This is a genomic window from Rhizobium sp. KNZ2-6A (assembly GCF_056755475.1).
The window spans coordinates 107420-126721 of the sequence record NZ_JBNDIC010000015.1 but is presented as its reverse complement, the minus strand read 5'-3'; the positions used below and the strand labels follow the sequence as shown (position 1 = coordinate 126721).

The 19302-nt window shown below is 60.4% G+C and carries 18 protein-coding genes; 7 read left to right on the top strand and 11 right to left on the bottom strand.

What is annotated here, in order from left to right; translation table 11 throughout:
- Positions 1-4: 4 nt before the first annotated feature.
- Together ACPYOP_RS13245 and map are read left to right on the top strand one after the other, a co-directional pair.
- Positions 5-517: a GNAT family N-acetyltransferase gene (locus ACPYOP_RS13245; RefSeq protein ID WP_481410842.1), complete on the top strand. Its 513-nt coding sequence runs from the start codon at positions 5-7 to the stop codon at positions 515-517.
- Positions 518-663: 146 nt separating this feature from the next.
- Positions 664-1416 carry a type I methionyl aminopeptidase gene (map, locus tag ACPYOP_RS13240; RefSeq protein ID WP_481410841.1) on the top strand — a complete coding sequence of 251 codons (753 nt, stop codon included), beginning with the start codon at positions 664-666 and terminating at the stop codon, positions 1414-1416.
- 9 nt (positions 1417-1425) lie between these two features.
- Here map and ACPYOP_RS13235 read toward each other — a convergent pair whose 3' ends face one another.
- Complete coding sequence (locus ACPYOP_RS13235; protein WP_481410840.1) at positions 1426-2010, bottom strand: PadR family transcriptional regulator; 585 nt, start codon at positions 2008-2010, stop codon at positions 1426-1428.
- A gap of 423 nt (positions 2011-2433) precedes the next feature.
- Here ACPYOP_RS13235 and sbmA point away from each other — a divergent pair, with 423 nt between their 5' ends.
- On the top strand, positions 2434-3699 hold the full coding sequence (gene sbmA / locus ACPYOP_RS13230; protein WP_481410839.1) for a peptide antibiotic transporter SbmA: 1266 nt from the start codon (positions 2434-2436) through the stop codon (positions 3697-3699).
- 242 nt (positions 3700-3941) lie between these two features.
- On the opposite strand, the gene ACPYOP_RS13225 is transcribed toward sbmA, so the two are convergent.
- The gene (locus tag ACPYOP_RS13225) at positions 3942-4922 is read right to left on the bottom strand and encodes a polysaccharide deacetylase family protein (RefSeq protein WP_481410838.1); all 981 of its coding nucleotides are present in this window, start codon (positions 4920-4922) and stop codon (positions 3942-3944) included.
- 178 nt (positions 4923-5100) lie between these two features.
- Between ACPYOP_RS13225 and ACPYOP_RS13220 the strand changes: the two genes are divergently transcribed.
- The 3 genes from ACPYOP_RS13220 (at position 5101) to der (ending at position 8019) form a co-directional block, all read left to right on the top strand.
- Positions 5101-5682: an NnrU family protein gene (locus ACPYOP_RS13220; protein ID WP_481410837.1), complete on the top strand. Its 582-nt coding sequence runs from the start codon at positions 5101-5103 to the stop codon at positions 5680-5682.
- A gap of 214 nt (positions 5683-5896) precedes the next feature.
- Positions 5897-6580, top strand: coding sequence for a tetratricopeptide repeat protein (locus ACPYOP_RS13215; protein WP_481410836.1), 684 nt, complete (start codon positions 5897-5899; stop codon positions 6578-6580).
- An 11-nt stretch (positions 6581-6591) separates the two neighbouring features.
- Complete coding sequence (der, locus tag ACPYOP_RS13210; protein ID WP_481410835.1) at positions 6592-8019, top strand: ribosome biogenesis GTPase Der; 1428 nt, start codon at positions 6592-6594, stop codon at positions 8017-8019.
- 33 nt (positions 8020-8052) lie between these two features.
- Here the strand turns inward: der and ACPYOP_RS13205 are convergent, their stop codons facing one another.
- From ACPYOP_RS13205 to ACPYOP_RS13170, 8 genes are all read right to left on the bottom strand, one after another.
- Positions 8053-8493, bottom strand: a complete 441-nt coding sequence (locus ACPYOP_RS13205) for a MarR family winged helix-turn-helix transcriptional regulator (protein WP_481410834.1) — start codon at positions 8491-8493, stop codon at positions 8053-8055.
- A gap of 271 nt (positions 8494-8764) precedes the next feature.
- On the bottom strand, positions 8765-9865 hold the full coding sequence (locus tag ACPYOP_RS13200; RefSeq protein WP_481410833.1) for a glycosyltransferase family 4 protein: 1101 nt from the start codon (positions 9863-9865) through the stop codon (positions 8765-8767).
- A 123-nt stretch (positions 9866-9988) separates the two neighbouring features.
- Positions 9989-10906 carry a sugar kinase gene (locus ACPYOP_RS13195; protein WP_481410857.1) on the bottom strand — a complete coding sequence of 306 codons (918 nt, stop codon included), beginning with the start codon at positions 10904-10906 and terminating at the stop codon, positions 9989-9991.
- Between the two features lie 95 nt (positions 10907-11001).
- Positions 11002-11988, bottom strand: a complete 987-nt coding sequence (locus ACPYOP_RS13190) for an ABC transporter ATP-binding protein (RefSeq protein ID WP_481410832.1) — start codon at positions 11986-11988, stop codon at positions 11002-11004.
- Positions 11981-12976, bottom strand: coding sequence for an ABC transporter ATP-binding protein (locus tag ACPYOP_RS13185; protein WP_481410831.1), 996 nt, complete (start codon positions 12974-12976; stop codon positions 11981-11983). The genes ACPYOP_RS13190 and ACPYOP_RS13185 overlap by 8 nt, the downstream gene beginning before the upstream one ends.
- 1 nt (position 12977) lies before the next feature.
- Positions 12978-13895: an ABC transporter permease subunit gene (locus ACPYOP_RS13180; protein ID WP_481410830.1), complete on the bottom strand. Its 918-nt coding sequence runs from the start codon at positions 13893-13895 to the stop codon at positions 12978-12980.
- Complete coding sequence (locus tag ACPYOP_RS13175) at positions 13892-14815, bottom strand: ABC transporter permease subunit (RefSeq protein WP_481410829.1); 924 nt, start codon at positions 14813-14815, stop codon at positions 13892-13894. The genes ACPYOP_RS13180 and ACPYOP_RS13175 overlap by 4 nt, the downstream gene beginning before the upstream one ends.
- A gap of 51 nt (positions 14816-14866) precedes the next feature.
- Positions 14867-16447, bottom strand: a complete 1581-nt coding sequence (locus ACPYOP_RS13170) for a peptide ABC transporter substrate-binding protein (protein ID WP_481410828.1) — start codon at positions 16445-16447, stop codon at positions 14867-14869.
- Between the two features lie 292 nt (positions 16448-16739).
- On the opposite strand from ACPYOP_RS13170, the gene bglA reads away from it, so the two are divergent.
- Entirely contained in the window at positions 16740-18386 is a 1647-nt protein-coding gene (gene bglA, locus ACPYOP_RS13165) for a beta-galactosidase BglA (protein ID WP_481410827.1), read from the top strand.
- An 18-nt stretch (positions 18387-18404) separates the two neighbouring features.
- Here bglA and ACPYOP_RS13160 read toward each other — a convergent pair whose 3' ends face one another.
- A complete protein-coding gene (locus ACPYOP_RS13160) occupies positions 18405-19220 on the bottom strand; it encodes a DUF2066 domain-containing protein (protein WP_481410826.1) in 816 nt (271 codons plus the stop codon).
- Positions 19221-19302 lie beyond the last annotated feature (82 nt).

Sequence of the window (19302 nt, the reverse complement as noted above, 5' to 3'; positions counted from 1 at the left end):
AGCCATGCCGCAAGTGATCATCGCGCCGGTCAGGCAATCGGATGCCGACGAGCTGATCGCCGCCAATATCGCCAGCCGTGCCCACCATGTGCCCTGGGCCTATCCGTTCCTCGATCGCGACGGCTTCGACGCATGGTTCGGCCAGACGGTGACGGGGCCGAACCTGGGTCTGGTGGCGCGAGATCCCGGCTCAGGCGCTATCGTCGGTGTCGTCAATATCAGCCAGATGGTTTGGGGCGGCTTCCGCAGCGCCTTTCTCGGCTATCACGGCATGGTCGGCTTTGCCGGCCAGGGTTTCATGACCGAGGCGGTTCGCCTGGCCGTGGCGCTTGGCTTCGATACCATCGGCCTGCATCGGCTGGAGGCCAATATCCAGCCGGGTAACCACCCCTCGATCGCGCTGGTCAAACGTCTCGGCTTCCGCAAGGAAGGGTTCTCGCCCAAATATCTGAAGATCGGCGGCGTCTGGTGCGATCATGAGCGCTGGGCATTGCTGTCGGACGATCCGCACCCCTGAGCTCTTTCGGAATCCGAAAGTCGCGCTATCTGGCAGAAAGCCGGAAAGACCAAAAAAACGTTGACTGCGCGAAGGGAAGGGGCGAAAGCGACCTTGAGCCTCTCGCCAAACCGTTGCGCAGAGCGCGAGAGCGCCGGAAGCCGTAAATGATCGTTTCGACCGAAGAAGAACTGACCAAACTGAAAGATATCGGCCGCATCTGCGCCAACGCATTGCAGGCCATGGCGGCCGCGCTTGAGCCGGGCATTACCACGCTGGAGTTGGATGCAATTGGCCGAAAGGTGTTGGAGGATGCCGGCGCGCAATCGGCGCCGGAGCTGGTCTACAAGTTTCCTGGCGCGACCTGCATCAGCGTCAATGAGGAAGTCGCCCACGGCATTCCCGGTCCGCGCGTGATCCGGGCGGGAGATCTGGTCAATCTCGATGTTTCGGCCGAGAAGGACGGCTTCTTTTCCGATACCGGCGCATCCTTTGCCGTGCCGCCGGTCAAGCCCAAGATCGAGCGCCTCTGCCGCGACGGCAAACGAGCGCTCTGGGTCGGCCTCAATCAGGTGCGCAGCGGCGCGCCGCTGTCAAAGATTGGCCAAGCGGTCGGCGCCTTTGCGCAGAAGAACCGCTACACGCTGATCGCCAATCTCGCCAGCCACGGCATCGGACGCTCCCTGCATGAAGAGCCCGCCGAGGTTTCCACCTGGGCGGACCCCGACGAGACCCGGATCATGGAGGATGGCCTGGTGTTCACCGTCGAGCCGTTTCTCTCGCTTGGCGCGAGCTGGGCGGAGGGGGGCGACGATGCGTGGACGCTTTACGCCGAACCGCAGGCGCCCACGGTCCAGTACGAACATACGATCATCACCACGCGCAACGGCCCCATCATCCTGACATTGCCGGACAAGTGACACTCAGGCTCAATCGTCGGCCTTCGGCTCTTCCGCGGCCTTCGTTTCGCCGCGAATGATATCGGCGGCGGCGCGCTCGAGGATGGCCGCAATGCGCGCGCCTTCGGCCTTGCTCCACGGGAATTTCGAGCGAAGCGCGGAGCGCAGCAGGTGGCGAGCGCGATGCACGTCGCCGCTGCCGTGGCGATCGAACGGGTTGTCACGCTCGTCCTCGTCTTCGCCGCCGAAAACCTGCCGGACGCGGGCCATCTTCTCGCCGATGGAGGTGAGCTTCGCGAGGGTGACCTCGACCAGATCACGATTGTCGTCGACACGCTTCTGGCCGATTTCGGTGATGCGGTAGAGTTTCTTCGTACCGCTCACCTCGACTTCTGCCTGTCCCGTCTCTTCGAGATAGGTGAGGGCAGGGTAAATAACGCCCGGGCTCGGCACGTAGAAACCGCCGGAGCGTTCCTCGAAGGTCTTGATCAGTTCATAGCCGTGGCGCGGCTGCTCGGAGAGCAGGGCGAGGATGATGAGCTGCAGGTCGGCCGCATCGAACTTGCGTCCGGTGCGGAACCCGCCGCCGAACATGCCGCCCTTGAAGCCTCTCATGAAGTCTCTCCTGTGCTCGCCGTGCGATTCACGGCCTCGGCCATGTCGTAGGATATATGCCTCGACGATGTCAAAGCCATCTCCGAACATGCGATCTCTGAAACCTCTCATATCGTTTCTCCTTGTTGGGGTATGAGGTCTATATCGTTCGTCATGTCGTAAGACATATATCGTAAGATAGCATTCTGCAAGAGGGACGGAATCCCGATGGATAGTTCGAAGGGGAATACGCCCATATGAGGAAGGAATTCATCCAATGGGTGAAAATTCGCAGCTGAACAACTGCATCACGATCGTGGGATAAGCGATTACATCTACGTAAGAATAGGCTTTCCGCGGTTGCCGCTCCCGGAGAACTGTCCTAGGCTCGCCTCAAATTGACGTCATTTGTGGTCGTCCGAACCAACAGGAAGCCTTATCGTCGTGTTTCATTCTTTCTTCCCGAATCCGAGATTGTTTTTTTCCTCATCGATTGTCTGGGCGCTCGTCTGCGTGTTCGTTTGGTACCTTCTCGGTGCGCATGTCGTGGCGTCCATAGGCTATCCGCCGCTGTCGGAAGAACAGCAGCCGGTTGGAGCGGCCTTCTTTGTTGCTCCCACTAATTTCTTGTTTTACGTTTACTTTATTCTCTGCGCCGCGGTCTTTTGCGGTTTTTGGCATGTGGTTTCGAAGAGCAACCCCTGGATCGCCTGGTCCGTGTGGGGCTCTGCTTTCATCGTCTTCATCACTTATTTCGGTGTTCAGATCGACGTAGCGGTAAACGTATGGCGCCGGCCATTCTTTGACCTCCTGCAAAATGCGCTCGGCGGAAAGCCCGGCGTTACGGATGGGGATTTCTATGGATTGCTGTGGGCGTTCACGCAGCTTGGTCTGGTGGGCGTAGCTGTCAGCGTCGTTTCATCGTTCTTCCTGAGCCACTATCTCTTCCGCTGGCGTTGGGCGATGAACAATTTCTACATGTCGAAATGGGAGAAGCTTCGGCACATCGAAGGTGCGTCGCAGCGTGTCCAGGAAGACACGATGCGCTTTGCAACGAACCTCGAAGGGCTCGGCGTCAGCCTGATTGGCTCTGTCATGACACTCATCGTCTTCTTGCCGATCCTTCTGGAACTGTCGAAATATGTGACCGATCTGCCTATTATCGGCGCAATTCCGTACTCGCTCGTCTGGCTGGCGCTGATTTGGTCGGTGTTTGGAACCTTCCTGCTTGCGCTCTTCGGGATCAAGCTTCCGGGGCTGAATTTCCGCAATCAGCGTGTTGAGGCGGCCTATCGAAAGGAACTTGTCTACGGCGAGGATCGCGACGATCGCGCGCTGCCGCCCACCGTGAAGGAACTCTTCTCCAACGTCCGCCGCAACTATTTCCGCATGTACTTCCACTACGCCTATTTCAACGTGGCGCGCTTTTCCTACGGACAGCTCGACGCGATCTTCCTTTATTTCGTGCTGGTGCCGACTTTCGTGGCGCACAAGATCACGCTCGGCATCTGGCAGCAGATCGCCACGGCTTTCGGTCAGGTCAGCAATTCCTTTCAGTATCTCGTTAGCTCCTGGACGACGATCATCGAGCTGCTGTCGATCCATAAGCGTCTGAAAGCCTTTGAGGCCGCGATCGACGACGAGCCGTTGCCGACGATCGACCAGACCTATCTGGAGCGCGAAGCGGGCGTCATCCACGCCGACGGCTGACGAAAAGGTTCCGTAAGCTTTTTATCGGTCAGAAGATGCGGGCCATCCTCGCCCTTCGACAAGCTCAGGGTGAGGATGGAGCGCGCTGTTGCGTGAAGCCAGTTCAATATGCAGCCTTGTGCAGGGGGGAGCTCTCATGATGAGGGGGTCCCAAAGGGCCGTCTCGAAGCGCGGGGGCGGGTGGTGTATGGCGATTCCTCGTTCCAATCTCGGAAATCGGGCACGCTTTGCCCGACCGCTTCTCACCCCTGCTGCGGCTTGTCTCTGGCGGCGATCAGCGGGATGGCTTCGGAATAGCTGACGCAGGCGACGTCCTGCTTGTGGCAGACATCGCTGACGAAACGGTCGAGCGCGCGCCAGTAGGCGCCGTCGTTCATCTCGACGAAATGGAAGCCGAGCTGCAGCGGGATGCGTTCGCCGTCATATTGCTTGTTGAAGGCGGCTTCGAAGGCGTCGAAAGTGCGGTCCTCGTAGGTCTTGGCATTCGCCTTGTCCTCGGCGCCCTTCGAGTGGCGGACGTAAAGATTGTAGTCCATGCCGATGACCAGACGGTGTTCCGGACCCTCGGGGATCAAGGGCAGGCCGAAGCGATAGATGCCGTCGACCACCTGCGGCATGGCTGGCCCCTTGGTGACGAGGCTTGCATCATATCGGAAGCCCATCTCCTTTTCCGCCGGCACAAGGCCGTCGCTGGTGGAAAGGTAAGGCGCGCGGAATCCTCTGACCTCGTTCGTGGCGAAATCTTCCCAGCCCTGCGGTTCCTTGTCGGCAAGGCCGACATTCTTCCATGCGTCGCGAAGCGCGATGCGGGCATCCATGAATTCCTGTTTCCAGTCGGCTGCACTCCAGCCCTTGCCGTCGAAATGGCCGCAGGCATGGCTGGAAATATCATGACCTTCCTGATGGGCGCCCCAGATATTGGCGATGCGGGTGCGCACATCGTCTTCGCTCTTGGCGAAACCAACGTTGGATTTGCCTGGATGCTGTCTCGGCCCCTGATAGGCTTTGGCCTGCGCCTTGTTCATCAGGAAGGTGCAGGAAAGAAAGTAGGTGAAGTGCGCGCCGTTGCGCGAAGCGATCTCACGGCTCCTGGTCCAGAGCGCATTGTCGTGCGCGCCGTCGAAGGAAATCATGATGAGTTGCTTAGGCTTGCCGTCCGCAAGGGCTGCGGTCGGAAGAACAAGAGAAAACGCGACGGAAAAACAGGTAGCTAAGCGAAACATGGGCACCGAATATTGATTTGATCGAGCACGGTTTTGCGAAGGTCGACCTGCGATATCGATGGCGTGCCCTAGATGGCCTTCTTCCTTTCGCGTAAATGCGGCGAAGCTGCGGTGATGCTGGCATTTTTTTGCCACAGCCGATAAGGATGTCATTACAAGACTGTAGGGGGCTTCATTTATGGCACTGCTTATTCTCGGCATTGTTCTCTTTCTTGGCATCCATCTGATCCGCGTCGTCGCTCCTGGCTTGCGAACTTCCCTGATCGCAAGCCTCGGCGAATCCGGCTGGAAGATCGCCTATTCGATCGTAAGCATCGTATCCCTGATCATCCTCATTTACGGCTTCGGTCAGGCGCGCGACATGACGCCGATCTGGTCGCCGCCTTTCTGGATGAGCCATATCAGCATCCTGCTGATGCTGTTCGCGATGATCTGTCTTGTCGCCTCGCTGCTGCCGGCGGGGCATATCGCCGTCAGGACGAAGCATCCGATGGTGCTGTCCGTGAAGATCTGGGCCTTGGCGCACCTGCTCTCCAATGGCGACGGCGCAGCGATGCTGCTCTTTGCCGCTTTCCTCGCCTGGGGCGTGATCCTGCGCATTTCGCTGAAGCGGCGCGAGCGCGCCGGCGAAATCACCCTGCGTCCGTTCGTCTCGGCGAAATACGATCTCTATGCCGTTGTCATCGGCGCCATCGTCTGGGCTTTGATCATTTGGAAGCTTCATGAGTGGATTATCGGGGTTTCGCCGCTCGTTATGTGACGATTTCTGCCGTTCCCCCTTACATCAGCCGCAAAATGGAGTAGAAGGCCCCACTAATGGTAGAGCCGGATGATTTCAGGTCAGATCCACCCGAAATCAGAATCCGCTCTCGGAATTTAATAGATAGAGCATGATGTCGCGCGAAAACCGCTGACACTTTTTGGCATCATGCTCTAAGCTTGCTGGAATTATTTGGCCCGGGCCGGAGACGAGAATGGCATTCAATGACGATAGCTTCATCCGCGAGGTGAACGAGGAACTGCGTTCGGACCAGTTGCGGTTCGTATGGCGCCGTTTTGGCAGGCTGATCATCGGCGGAGCCGTCCTCATCGTTCTCGGCACCGCGGCCTATAGCGGCTATCGCTATTGGGCAGGCAACCAGGCCGGCAGCGGTGGCGACCAGTTTATCGCGGCCCTGACGCTGGCCGACCAGAACAAGACGGACGAAGCGCTCGCTGCGTTGACCGAGATCGAAAAGAACGGCCCCGGCTCCTATCCGGTCCTGGCTCGCTTGCGCGCCGCGACGCTGCAGGTGCAGAAGGGCGATAAGGCGGCCGCCATCGCCGCTTTCTCCGCGATCGGCAAGCAGACGGATATCCCCGTCGTCGTCCGCGATGCTGCTCGCCTGCGTGCCGCCTATCTTCTTGTCGATACCGGCACTTACGATCAGGTTGCCGCCGAGGCAGAGGAACTGGCGGTGCCGGCCGACGCCTTCCGCCATTCGGCGCGCGACGTTCTTGGCCTTGCCGCCTACAAGACCGGCGATTTTGCCAAGGCTAAACAATGGTTCCAGGCGATCGTCGACGATCCGCAGAGCCCGCGCAACGTCGCCAACCGTGCCCAGATGCTGCTCGACCTCATCACGGCATCCGGTAAAGCTCCGGTCGCAAAAGGCTGAAGGATCGCTAAATGAGCTTCACCGTCGCGATCGTCGGTCGCCCGAATGTCGGCAAGTCCACGCTGTTCAACCGTCTGGTTGGCAAGAAGCTGGCGCTCGTCGACGATACGCCTGGTGTCACGCGTGACCGTCGCCCCGGTGACGCCAAACTGATCGATCTGCGCTTCCACATCGTGGATACGGCTGGTCTTGAAGAGGCCCAGGATGAATCACTTCAGGGACGTATGCGCGCGCAGACGGAAGCTGCGATCGACGAGGCTGATCTGACGCTGTTCGTCGTCGACGCCAAGATGGGCCTGACCCATGTCGACAAGGCGCTCGCCGAAATGCTGCGCAAGCGCGGCCGGCCCGTCGTGCTCGTCGCCAACAAATCCGAAGCGCGCGGTTCCGATAGCGGCTTCTATGACGCCTATACGCTCGGCCTTGGCGAGCCTTGCCCGATCTCGGCCGAGCATGGCCAGGGCATGATGGATCTACGCGACGCGATCGTGGAGGCCATCGGCCCCGAACGCGCCTTCCCGGAAGAGGAAGACGAAGCGGAAACGAATGTCAGCATTCCGCGCGCGGAAGTCGGCGAAGATGGCGAGGAGATCGACGAGGAGCCGGCCTATGACGAGACGCGCCCGCTGCGCGTGGCGATCGTTGGCCGCCCGAATGCCGGCAAGTCGACGCTCATCAACCGCTTCCTTGGCGAAGACAGGCTGCTGACCGGTCCCGAGGCCGGGATTACCCGCGATTCCATCTCCGTCGACTGGAGCTGGCGCGGCCGTACCATAAAGATGTTCGACACGGCCGGCATGCGCCGCAAGGCGAAGGTGATCGAGAAGCTGGAGAAGCTCTCGGTTGCCGATGCGCTGCGTGCCATCCGCTTTGCCGAAACCGTTGTCATCGTCTTCGATGCAACCATTCCCTTCGAGAAGCAGGATCTGCAGATCGTCGATCTCGTCATCCGCGAAGGCCGCGCCGCGGTGCTTGCCTTCAACAAGTGGGACATGATCGAGGATCGCCAGGCCGTGCTTGCCGATCTGCGCGAAAAGACCGACCGGCTGTTGCCGCAGGCGCGCGGCATTCGCGCCATAACTATTGCCGGCCAGACCGGCGAAGGGTTGGACCGCCTGATGCAGGCGATCGTCGACACCGACAAGGTCTGGAACAAGCGCGTATCGACCGCCCGCCTCAATCGCTGGCTGGAGACGCAGCAGGTGCAGCATCCGCCACCGGCGGTTTCCGGCCGCCGCATCAAGCTGAAATACATGACGCAGGTAAAGGCGCGGCCGCCGGCTTTCATGATCTCCTGTACGCGCTCGGATGCATTGCCGGAATCCTATGTGCGCTATCTGATCAATGGTCTGCGTGCGGATTTCGCCATGCCCGGCGTGCCGATCCGCATCCATTTTCGTTCGTCGGAAAATCCTTTCGAAAACAAGAAGAAGCGGTAATTTTCTCAAGCGTCCCGTCGGCGGGTGGCCTTCTCAGGCTGCATTCTTGCTGAGCGCTTCGCGCAGCGTCGTGATTTCCGCCTTCAGACGCGCCAGTTCGTCAGGCGTTTGCTCTGTAGCATCCAGAATGCACGGGGGAACGGTCGCCGCCTTCCTTTTCAGCCCTTTGCCTTCGCTGGTGAGGTGGATCAGCACTTGGCGCTCATCTTCCTTGCTGCGGATGCGATGAATGAAGCCGGCGGCTTCAAGGCGCTTCAAAAGCGGCGTCAGTGTGCTCGATTCCAGGAACAGCTTTTCACCGATGCCACCGACGGTCTGGCCATCTTCTTCCCATAAGGTCACCATGACGAGATACTGCGGATAGGTGAGGTTGAGCGCATCAAGCATGGGCTTGTATAGCCGATTCATGGCGTGGTTCGCCGAATAAAGGGCGAAGCAGATGAAGTTATCCAGCTTTAACAGGTCGTCGGTCATCTCAAGTACTCCCTGAGAGGTCTTATGTAGATCGTGCGATAAATAATTGTACACCCAAAAAAGCGTCGGGGCTACGGATTTCTTCTGTTATTGAAAAAGTCGCCTTCAGATGAAGGCATTGCTTCGCAGACCGGCTGCCATCCTCTTTTATGGCAGATGTAATGGGGACACACCGGACAGATGGTGTCGGGCTACGGCCATGTGTGAACGCCATCAATTAACTGGCGCAAGATGACGGGGATTCAATATCGAATCCAAGCGCGACAAGGACTCAAGGCTTGTGGCCCCGGCCCCGATGGTTGGCGATCCGGACGTTGCCGATGAACTGCGTGGTCGCGGCTTCCCAGGAGTAGCTGAGCGCCAGGGAACGGGCGGCCTCGCGCGAGCAGGAGAGGGCGGCAAGGCAGGCAGTTGCCAGATCGGCATCCACAACGCCGGCTGCCCTGTCGCCGGCAAGAATATCCGCAGGGCCGGTAACCGGGTAGGCGGCGACTGGAACGCCGCTGGCAAGCGCTTCCAGAATGGCATTGCCGAACGTGTCGGTCTTCGATGGAAAGACAAAGACGTCGGCCTGGGAATAGGCATGCGCCAGTTCCTCGCCGAACTTCGATCCCAGAAAATGGACATCGGGATAGAGCTTCTGCAATTCAGCGCGCGCGGGTCCGTCGCCAACGACCACTTTGGATCCCGGCAGGTCGAGATCGAGAAAGGCGGGCAGGTTCTTTTCGAGCGCCACGCGGCCGACGGTCATGAAGATCGGGCGCGGCAGGCCGAAGGGATTGTCTTCCTGGGGCTGCGGCCGAAATAGAGAGGAGTCGATGCCGCGGCTCCACGGCAGCAGATTGTGGATGCCGCGCTGCCTGAGCTCGTTTGCGAGACTTGGCGTCGCCACCATGCAGCCATAGCCGGCGTTGTGAAACCATTTGACGAAGGCATAGAGCCAGCTTTGCGGTATCGGCAGGCGGGCGGATACATATTCGGGAAAGCGGGTGTGATAGCTCGTGGAAAACGGCATGCCGTTTCGCAGGCACCAGCGCCGCGCGGTCAGCCCGAGCGGACCTTCCGTGGCGATGTGCACATAGGTCGGCCGCATCGCCTCTATTCTCGAGGCGACCTTGCGATAGCTGGCAATCGAGAGCCGGATTTCGGGGTAGGTCGGGCAAGGAATATTGCGAAAGCCGTCCGGCGTGATCATGGAGACTTCGATCCCCATGCGGGTCAGTTCGCGATTGGTGTTCTCGATCGAACGGACGACGCCGTTGACCTGCGGATGCCAGGCATCGCTGACGATAAGCAGCCGTTCAGGTACCGCGACAGGCGTCGCCGCCTGCGCCCAGGTGGTTTGATCGATGTCCGACAAGCGTTGCAACATGCCCAAAACAGTCCATCCGCACCACATCCTCATGATGACGGTGCCAGCGATTGCGGTGTTTCAAACATGATTCCCGCGCCCACCTTATTGTGGAGGGTGTCCATGATGGAAATATTACAGTGTCTATTTGGCGACTTTCAGCTTCTGGGGAGAAACGAGCGCGCCGTATTCCCGAATGACCTTCGCCGCGATTTCGGCGGCGAAGCCGGCGGCGGCAACCGCGTTCTGATGCTGCAGATAATGCGCCAGAAATGCGCCGTTGAAACTGTCGCCGGCGCTGGTGGTATCGACGACCTTGGCGACCTTGACCGCGGGAACGAGCGTTTCGTCGGTACCGTCGCCGATGGTCGCACCTTCTGCGCCGTTCTTGACGACGATCAGGTTGGCGCCGTGCTGCCGATAACGGCGAATGGTCGTGGCAATGGAATCGTCGCCGAAATGCACCGCCTCGTCGTCAAAGCTCGGCATAACGAGCGATGCTGCGCGCGCGCCTTCCGCGATCATGGTATGCATGGCGTCGAGGCTCGACCACAGGCGCGGACGCAGGTTCGGATCGAAGGCGACGGGCTTGCCGGCCGCCTTGGCGCGGCGCAGTTCCGCCAGCAGGGTAAAGGCGTCTTCGCGCGGCAGGATCGCCAGCGTGATGCCGGAGAAATAGAGGACGTCGGATGCCTCGATTGCAGCGCGCAAGGCGTCGCCATCGGCGGCGAGCTGGCGGGCGGCGGAGCTGTCACGCCAATAGCTGAAGGAGCGTTCGCCGTCCTTCAGATTGATCATATAGAGACCGGGCGTCTTGCCGCGAAGGCGGCGGATACTTGCCGTGCCGATACCGGCGCCGGCCATGAAGGCGATCATTTCGTCGGACATGGCGTCGTCCCCGAGCGCGGTGAAATAGTCGATCGACCAGTCTTTCGGCAGGCAGGCGCGGGCATACCACGCGGTGTTGAACGTGTCGCCGGCAAAGCCCTTGCGCAGGTGCCCGTCATCGGCCTGCGACAGTTCCACCATGCATTCGCCGATCGATAGAAAACGCCCGCCCAAGACTTCCTCCTGCATTTTGTCCTGCTGCTGCATACGCGCAAGCAACGGTCGGGGCAAGGTGGACGGCGGCGGCCGCCGTCCACACTTCTACGGTTCTATGGCCTGTCCATATGATAGCAGGCCGCCGTCTGGCCCGGGCGCACATGTTCGGTCGGCGGCATCTTCGTGCGGCAGACATCGGTCGCCTTCCAGCAGCGGGGCGAGAAGACGCAGCCCGGCGGCGGGTTGAGCGGCGAGGGCGGGTCTCCCTGCAGGCGGATGCGCTCGCGGCCGCGCGCCAGCTTCGGGTCTGGGATGGGGGCGGCGGAGAACAATGCCTGCGTATAGGGATGGGCCGGATGGTCGAAGACCGTCGCGGCTTCGCCCGCTTCCACCACCTTGCCGAGATAGAGCACCAGCACATCGTCCGAGATCAGGCGCACGACCGAGAGATCGTGGCTGATGAAGATCAAGGTGAGGCCGAACTCCTTGCGCAGGCGGCGCAGGAGCGTGATGACCTGACCCTGGATCGAGACGTCGAGTGCCGAGACCGGCTCGTCGCAGATGATGAGTTTCGGCCGGGTGATGACCGCACGCGCAATGCCGATGCGCTGCGCCTGTCCGCCCGAGAACTCATGCGGATAGCGGTTGATCATCTCGGGAACGAGACCGACGGCCGCCATGATCTCGCGCACGCGATCCTGCCGCTGCGCGCGGGTCAGTTTCGGTTCGAAGACGGTCAGCGGCTCGGCAATGATATCGCCGACGGTCATGCGCGGATCGAGCGAAGCGATCGGGTCCTGGAAGATGATCTGCATGTCGCGGCGGGCGGCGCGCATCTCTTCGCCGGAGAGATCGAGGAGATTGCCGCCCTGCCAGAGGATGCGGCCTTTCTGCGCCCTGATCAGCCGCAGAATGGAGCGGCCGAGCGTGGACTTGCCGCAGCCGGACTCGCCGACGATGCCGAGCGTGCGGCCGGTCTTCAGCTCAAAGCTGACGTCGTTGACCGCCGTCAGCACCAATGGCGGCTTGAAGAGGGATTTCGACGGCAGTTCGAATTCGGTGGTCAGATGCTCGACCTTCAGAAGAGTTTGTTCAGCCATGGACGCGGCTCCGTTCCTGATCAGTCGAGAGGGGATGGAAGCAGGCCGCGCAGCGTCGCGGCGCAAGCGGATCGAGTGGTGGTGCCGCGTCCAGACAGTCGTCCTGCACATGCGCGCAGCGCGGCGAGAAGGAGCAGCCGCGCGGCAGATGCATCAGGTTCGGCGGGCGGCCGGGGATGACGGTGAGATCGTCGACATCCTGGTCGGGCCTTGGGATCGCGGCGTGAAGCGCTGCCGTATAGGGATGCGCCGGGCTTTCGAACAGCTCCTCGACCGGCGCCTCCTCGACGATGCGGCCGGCATACATGACGGCGACGCGATCGGCGAGGCCGGCAACGACGCCGAGGTCATGGGTGATCATGACGAGCGCCGTGTGCATTTCCGCCGTCAACTCGTTGAAGAGATCGAGGATTTGCGCCTGGATCGTTACGTCGAGCGCCGTCGTCGGCTCGTCGGCGATGAGGAGCTTCGGCTTGGTGAGCAGCGCCATGGCGATGACGATGCGCTGGCGCATGCCGCCCGAAAGCTCGTGCGGATAGAGATTGAAGCGGCGCGTCGGGTCGGGAATGCCGACGCGTTTCAGCATATCGAGCGCCGCCGCCGAAGCCGCGCGCGCCGTCAGCCCGCCGTGAACCTCGAGCTGCTCGGTCAGCTGTCGTGATATGCGCAGCGACGGATTGAGCGCCGTCATCGGGTCCTGGAAGACCATGGCCATGTCCTTGCCGCGCACATGGTCGAGTTCGCGCGGTTTCAGCGTCAGCAGGTCCTTGCCATCCAGCAGCGCCTGGCCGCTGGTGCGGCCGTTCTTGGCGAGCAGGCCCATCAGGCCGAGGAAGGTCTGGCTCTTGCCGGAGCCGGATTCGCCGACGATAGCAATGCGCTCGCCGCGTCCGACCTTGAGGTTCATTTTCGAGACCGCCGCCACTTCGCCTTCCGGCGTGCGGAAGGTGATGGAGTAGTCTTTGAGTTCGAGAAGTGTTTCTGTCATGTCAGCGATCCTTCGGATCGAAAGCGTCGCGCAGACCATCGCCGATGAAGAGCAGGCTCATCAGTAGCGCGACCAGGAAGCCGGCGGGGAAGAACAGGATCCAGGGCGTGGTTTCCATGCCCGCGGAACCCTCGGCGATCAGGGTGCCGAGCGATGTCAGCGGCTCCTGCACGCCGAAGCCCAGATAGGACAGGAAGCTTTCCGTGGCGATGATCTCCGGGATGGTGAGCGTCGCATAGATGACGACGGGGCCGACGAGGTTCGGCACGATGTGCTTGAGGATGATCTTGAACGACCGCTGGCCGGAGGCCCGTGCGGCTTCGATGAACTCCCGCTGCTTGATCGACAAGGTCTGGCCGCGCACGATGCGGGCCATGGTGAGCCATTCCAGCGCGCCGATCGCCGCAAACAGCAGATAGACGTTACGGCCGAAGATCACCATCAGCAGGATGACGAAGAGGACATAGGGTAGGGCGTACATGATATCGACGAAGCGCATCATGATCGCATCGACGCGACCGCCGAAATAGCCGGCGACAGCGCCATAAAGCACGCCGATGACAACCGAGACGAGGGTCGCCACCAGCGCGACGGTCAGCGAAACGCGGGTGCCGTAAAGCGTGCGGGCCAGCAGGTCGCGGCCGTTGCCATCGGTGCCGAAATAGTGGCCGGCGGCGAAGTCCGGAGCGCCGCGGAAGGAGTTCCAGTCCGGATCCTCGTAGTTGAAGGGCAGGAAATACGGGCCGAAGATGGCGACCAGAACCAGCACTGCGAGCACGATCAGCGAAAGTGCCGCGGCCTTGTTGCGCAGCAGGCGACGCATCGCGTCACCTGTGAGCGAACGCCCCTTGGGCGCAAGCCCTTCTGCCGAAAGCAACTCCGCTTCCAGCAATTCTCTCTTGGCGGAATTGAGGATCATCGCATTCTCACTTTCGGATCGAGCCAGGCATAGGCGATGTCGACCAGCAGGTTGAGGACCACGATCAGGACCATGTAGAAAATGACCGTGCCGAGGACCATGCCGTAGTCGCGGTTCAGCGCCGCGCCGACGAAGTAGCGGCCGACGCCGGGGAGGCCGAAAATGCTTTCGACGACCAGCGAACCCGTGAGGAGATAACTTGCCGCGGGTCCGAGATAGGAAACGACCGGCATCATGGCCGGCTTCAGCGCGTGACGCATGACCGTCAGCCGCGGACCGATACCCTTGGCCTTGGCGGTACGGATGAAGTTCTGGCTCATCACCTCGATCATCGAACCGCGCATCAGGCGCGAAATACGGGCCGCATGCGGTAGGGTCAGGACGATGATGGGCAAGATCAGGAACTTGACCGAGCCATCGCCCCAGCCGCCGACCGGCAGCCAGCCGAGCGCGTTGCCGAAGACAAGCTGAAGGATCGGGGCGATCAGGAAGCTCGGCATGACCAGGCCGATCAGGAGACCGCCGCCCAGCCAGTAATCGGCCGCGCGGTTCTGATAGAGTGCCCCAAGACAGCCTATCAACACGCCGACGATAGTCGCGAGCACGAAGGCGGTGCCGCCGATGGTCAGCGTATAGGGAAAGCCGGACATGATCTGCTGGGTGACGGTGAAGTCCTGGTTGGCGAAGGAGGGGCCAAGGTCGCCCTTCATGACGTCGCCGACATAGATCAGGTATTGCTCAACCAGAGGCTTATCGAGGTTGTAATGAGCCGCGAGGTTGGCTTTGACTTCCGGCGGCAATGGCCTTTCGCCATCGAAGGGGCCGCCGGGAGCAAGGCGCAGAATGAAAAAACACACTGTCACGGCAATCCACAAGACGGGGATTGTCGACAGCAAACGACGGAGAGCATAGCCAAACATGATCTTAGACGGCTCCCTCCCGGTGGTGTCCAGGAGGGAGCCTGTTCCCAATTATTCTTTGATCGACAGCCAGCGCGTGCGGTGGATGTCTTGGATATTGTCGACGAAGCCCTGGACCTTCGGGGCGACGATGTTCTGGGAAACGTAGTAGTAGATCGGGATCGCGGCGCTGTCGTCGAGGGCCAGCTGTTCGGCCTTCTTGTAGATTTCGGCGCGCTTCTTCAGATCGATTTCTTCATTGCCCTGCTTGATCAGAGCATCGTAGTCCTTGTTGCTCCAGCGGCCGTAGTTCATCTCGACGCCTGTGGAGAGCAGGTTCAGGAAGTTGATCGGGTCGTTGTAGTCGGCGAGCCAGCCGGCACGGCCGATCTGCACCTCGCCGCGCTGCATTTCATCGTAATGCACCTTGGTTTCGGTGTTATAGAGCTCGATATCGACGCCGAGCGGCTTCCACATGGCGGCGATCGCAACGGCGATGCGCTTGTGGTTGTCGTTCGTGTTGTAGCGAAGCTGCGCCTTCAGTGGATGGTCGGGGCCGAAGCCCGCTTCCTTCAGCAGCTTCTTGGCCTCTTCGACCTTCTGCTTGTAGGGTTCATCCTTCCAGCTCACTTGAGCCGGTTCGCCGTAATTGGCCGTACCCGGCGGCACCCAGGAATACATCGGCAATTCGCCGGTGCCGAGGATCTTCGGGCCGATGACTTCACGGTTGACGGCCATGGAGAGCGCCTGACGGACGCGCTTGTCGTTGAAGGGCGGCTTGGTGGCGTTCATGACGTAATAGTAAGTGCCGAGGAACGGCACGACATGCGCCTGGCCTGGAAGGTTCTTCTGGATCCAATCGAACTGGTCGGCGGGGAAGGAGGTCAGGATATCGAATTCGCCGGCGCGGTAGCGTTTCAGAGCGGCAGCCTGGTCTTCCAGCGTATAGTAGTTGACGTTGTCGATCTTGATGTCCTTGGCGCCGTAATACTGGTCACTCTTGACCATGCTGACATGCGAACCAGGCACCCATTCGGTTGGCTTGTAGACGCCGTTGGTGACGATGTTGCCGATCTTGACCCACTGGTCGCCCTTGGCTTCGACGACATGTTTTGGCAGCGGATAGGCCGTGTAGTGCATCAAGGCGTTGAGGAAGTAAGGCGTCGGGTTCTCGAGCGTGATTTCCAGTGTCTTGTCGTCGATCGCCTTGACGCCGAGCTGGGTGAGATCCTTGATTTCGCCCTTGTTGATCTTTTCCGCGTTCCTGATCGTGTATTGCAGATAGGCATACTGGGCGGCGGTCTTCGGATCCATCAGGCGCTGGAAAGCAAAGACGAAGTCCTGAGCCGTCACCGGCTGGCCATCGGACCACTTGATGCCATCGCGAAGCTTGAAGGTATAGACCTTCTGGTCGGGCGAAATGGTCCAGCTTGCAGCCTGGCCGGGAATTGGGTTGTCCTTGGGATCTTCGGTCACCAGCCCTTCGAAGATGTCGCCGTCGATGCGGTTCTCCCAATCGCCGGAAATTTTTTGCGGATCGAGCGAAGTCGGGTCGCCGCCGTTGTGGATATTGAGGGTCGCGGCATGCGCGGAAACGCTCAATATTGTGCTGACGAAAGCCGCAGCGATAAATTTTCTGGTGATATGCGCCATATGTTTTCCCACTTTCCTGGAGTTATTGTCCTTGTTTTACAAGGGTGTTTTTGATCCGCAGGTGACCTGTACGTGCAGGTCAATGCGCGAAGTTATCGAAAGCGACGTCGCTTTCAAGCCCCTAAACGACGCAGGAGCTTCATGTGTGAACTTTCATATTGATAATTCTCTAAAATTGATACCGTGAATTTACCCGCCCAGGTAGCCGAGTTTGCCGCATGGCTGAATGCAGCTTGCCGCTTGCGGCGGAGTGTGCAAACTGAAGGAGCTGGTGCGATATTGAGGCGGTTTGATGAAATCGACGAATAAAGCGGCGGGAGCCGACTGGTGGCGCGGGGCCGTGATTTATCAGGTCTACCCGCGGTCGTTTCAAGATACGGATGCCAACGGGCTCGGCGACATCAAGGGGATTACCCGACGCCTGCCTCATATTGCCGCACTGGGTGTCGACGCGATCTGGCTGGCGCCGTTCTTCACCTCGCCGATGGCGGATATGGGCTATGACGTCGCCGATTATTGCGACGTCGATCCGATCTTCGGCACCCTTGTCGATTTCGACGAGATGATGGCTGTGGCGCATGAATTGGGGCTGAAGGTCATCATCGACCAAGTCATCTCGCATACGTCGGACCGGCATTCGTGGTTCGTGGAGAGCAGGGCAAGCCGCGACAATTCCAAGGCGGACTGGTATGTCTGGGCCGATCCGAAGCCGGATGGCACGGCGCCGAACAACTGGTTGTCGATTTTCGGTGGCCCCGGCTGGGAATGGGACGGCGTGCGCCGGCAATATTACCAGCACAATTTCCTCACCTCGCAGCCGGACCTGAATTTCCACAATCCGGAGGTTCAGGATGCCGTGCTGGCGGCGGTGAAATTCTGGCTCGACCGCGGCGTCGACGGCTTCCGCCTGGATACGGTCAACTACTATTTCTGCGACAAGAAACTGCGGGACAATCCGCCGGCGCTTGTCGCAACGGGCGGCCTCGATGCCCCCGAGAGCAATCCTTACGGGATGCAGAACCATCTCTACGACAAGACGCAGCCGGAGAATATCGATTTCCTGAAGCGGTTCCGGGCATTGCTCGACCAATATGAGGATCGCGCGACCGTCGGCGAAGTGGGGGATGGCGCACGCTCGCTGCAGACCGTTGCCGCCTATACCAGCGGCGGCGACAAGCTGCATATGTGCTACACCTTCGACCTGCTGGGCCCGGAATTCACCCCGGCGCATTTCCGCCGTTGTGTCGGCGATTTTCAGGATAATGTCGTCGATGGCTGGGTCTGCTGGGCTTTCTCCAATCACGACGTCAAACGCCATGTCAGCCGCTTTGCCGAGACGGAGGAAGAGCAGCCGCGCGTCGCGAGGCTTGCGATCTCACTGCTATCAACCCTGCGCGGCTCGATCTGCCTCTATCAGGGCGAAGAGCTCGGTCTTCCCGAGGCGGAGCTTGCCTTCGAGGATCTGCGCGACCCTTATGGCATTCGTTTCTGGCCGGCCTTCAAGGGACGCGATGGCTGCCGTACGCCTATGCCCTGGGAAGCGAGCCGCGCCCATGCCGGCTTCACCACCGCCGACAAATCATGGCTGCCGGTTCCCTATCAGCATGCGACACTCGCGGTCGACAAGCAGGAGGTGGACGAAGGCTCCGTGCTGCATCACTACCGTCAGACGCTGGCCTTCCGCGCAGAGCATGCCGCCCTGCGCGACGGCGACATGACCTTCCTCGACACGGAGGAAGACGTTCTCGCCTTCACGCGCTCCAAGGGAGGGGAGACGCTGCTGTTCGTCTTCAATCTCTCCCGCAAGCCGGTGAAGGTCGCACTTTCCAAGGATATCAAGCTCGGCAAGACGATCGCCATGCCGGGGTTTGGCACGGCGGATGCCGGAGCGACGGTGGCGCTTGCCGCACTGGACGTCTATTGCGGCCGGGTCGAATAATCGAAGTTGGCCGAAGGCCTATTGTTTGACAGGGACCAAGGCGCCGGCGGGTTCGCCGTTTACCGATAGAATCTGCGCGGCACCTTTAAGGGCCGTGCGGAACGCATCGTCGAAACTGACGCCTCGCACCTGCCATGTCACGTCATGCGGTCCAATGCCGCTTTGCTGATCGCTTAGCGTCCACGTTGCGACCCAGCCTAGGGCGCTCTCATCCCACTCCAAATCGCCTGATAAGGGAATGGTGCCCGCTGTCGAACCGGCTTGGAACTTCCCCTCGGAAGGGAAAACGACGTCGATGCCGGTTAGATCGGACGCTGCCGTGAATGCTTCGCGCATGGCCAAATCGCGACCGCTCTCGGCCGTTACCTGATGGCTCAACTCACCACGACGGACAGTCAACAGGATTTCGAGCACCGGCCGCTTGGCGAGCCAAGGGTGGGTGCCGAGCCTCTCGACCAGATCGTCGATGCGTTCCTTGCGAAAGCGGCATGTGAGGTCGAAGGGTCTGTCGTGGGTGCCTTGCTCATCGTGGATGGGACGGCCCGCGAGCCTGTCGCGATAAGTGAATTCCTCAATGTAGTCGGCCGCATGCTCGCGAGCGGTCCGCATGAGAGGGCCGTCAGCCAATCGCGAATTGCCGGAAACGCGGGGCAGAACCTTATCCAGGCAATCGGCAAAGCCCTTGGCCCGATTTTCCGGTCCCTGGCCGGTAACGACACAGACGCTCGTGTAGACATCGTCAGGCATGAAGGCTTGGGCCTGAGATGCAGGAAGAGACGCGGTCAACAGCAGCGCAAGTAGCTGCCAACTCGTCGCATAAGCGAGATTTCGCACCATCCCCTCCCTGCGGCTTCCGAGCAGGAAAGCACACAGGATAATCCAGGTGGGGGGATCGAAACAAGGACGGACGATTGCC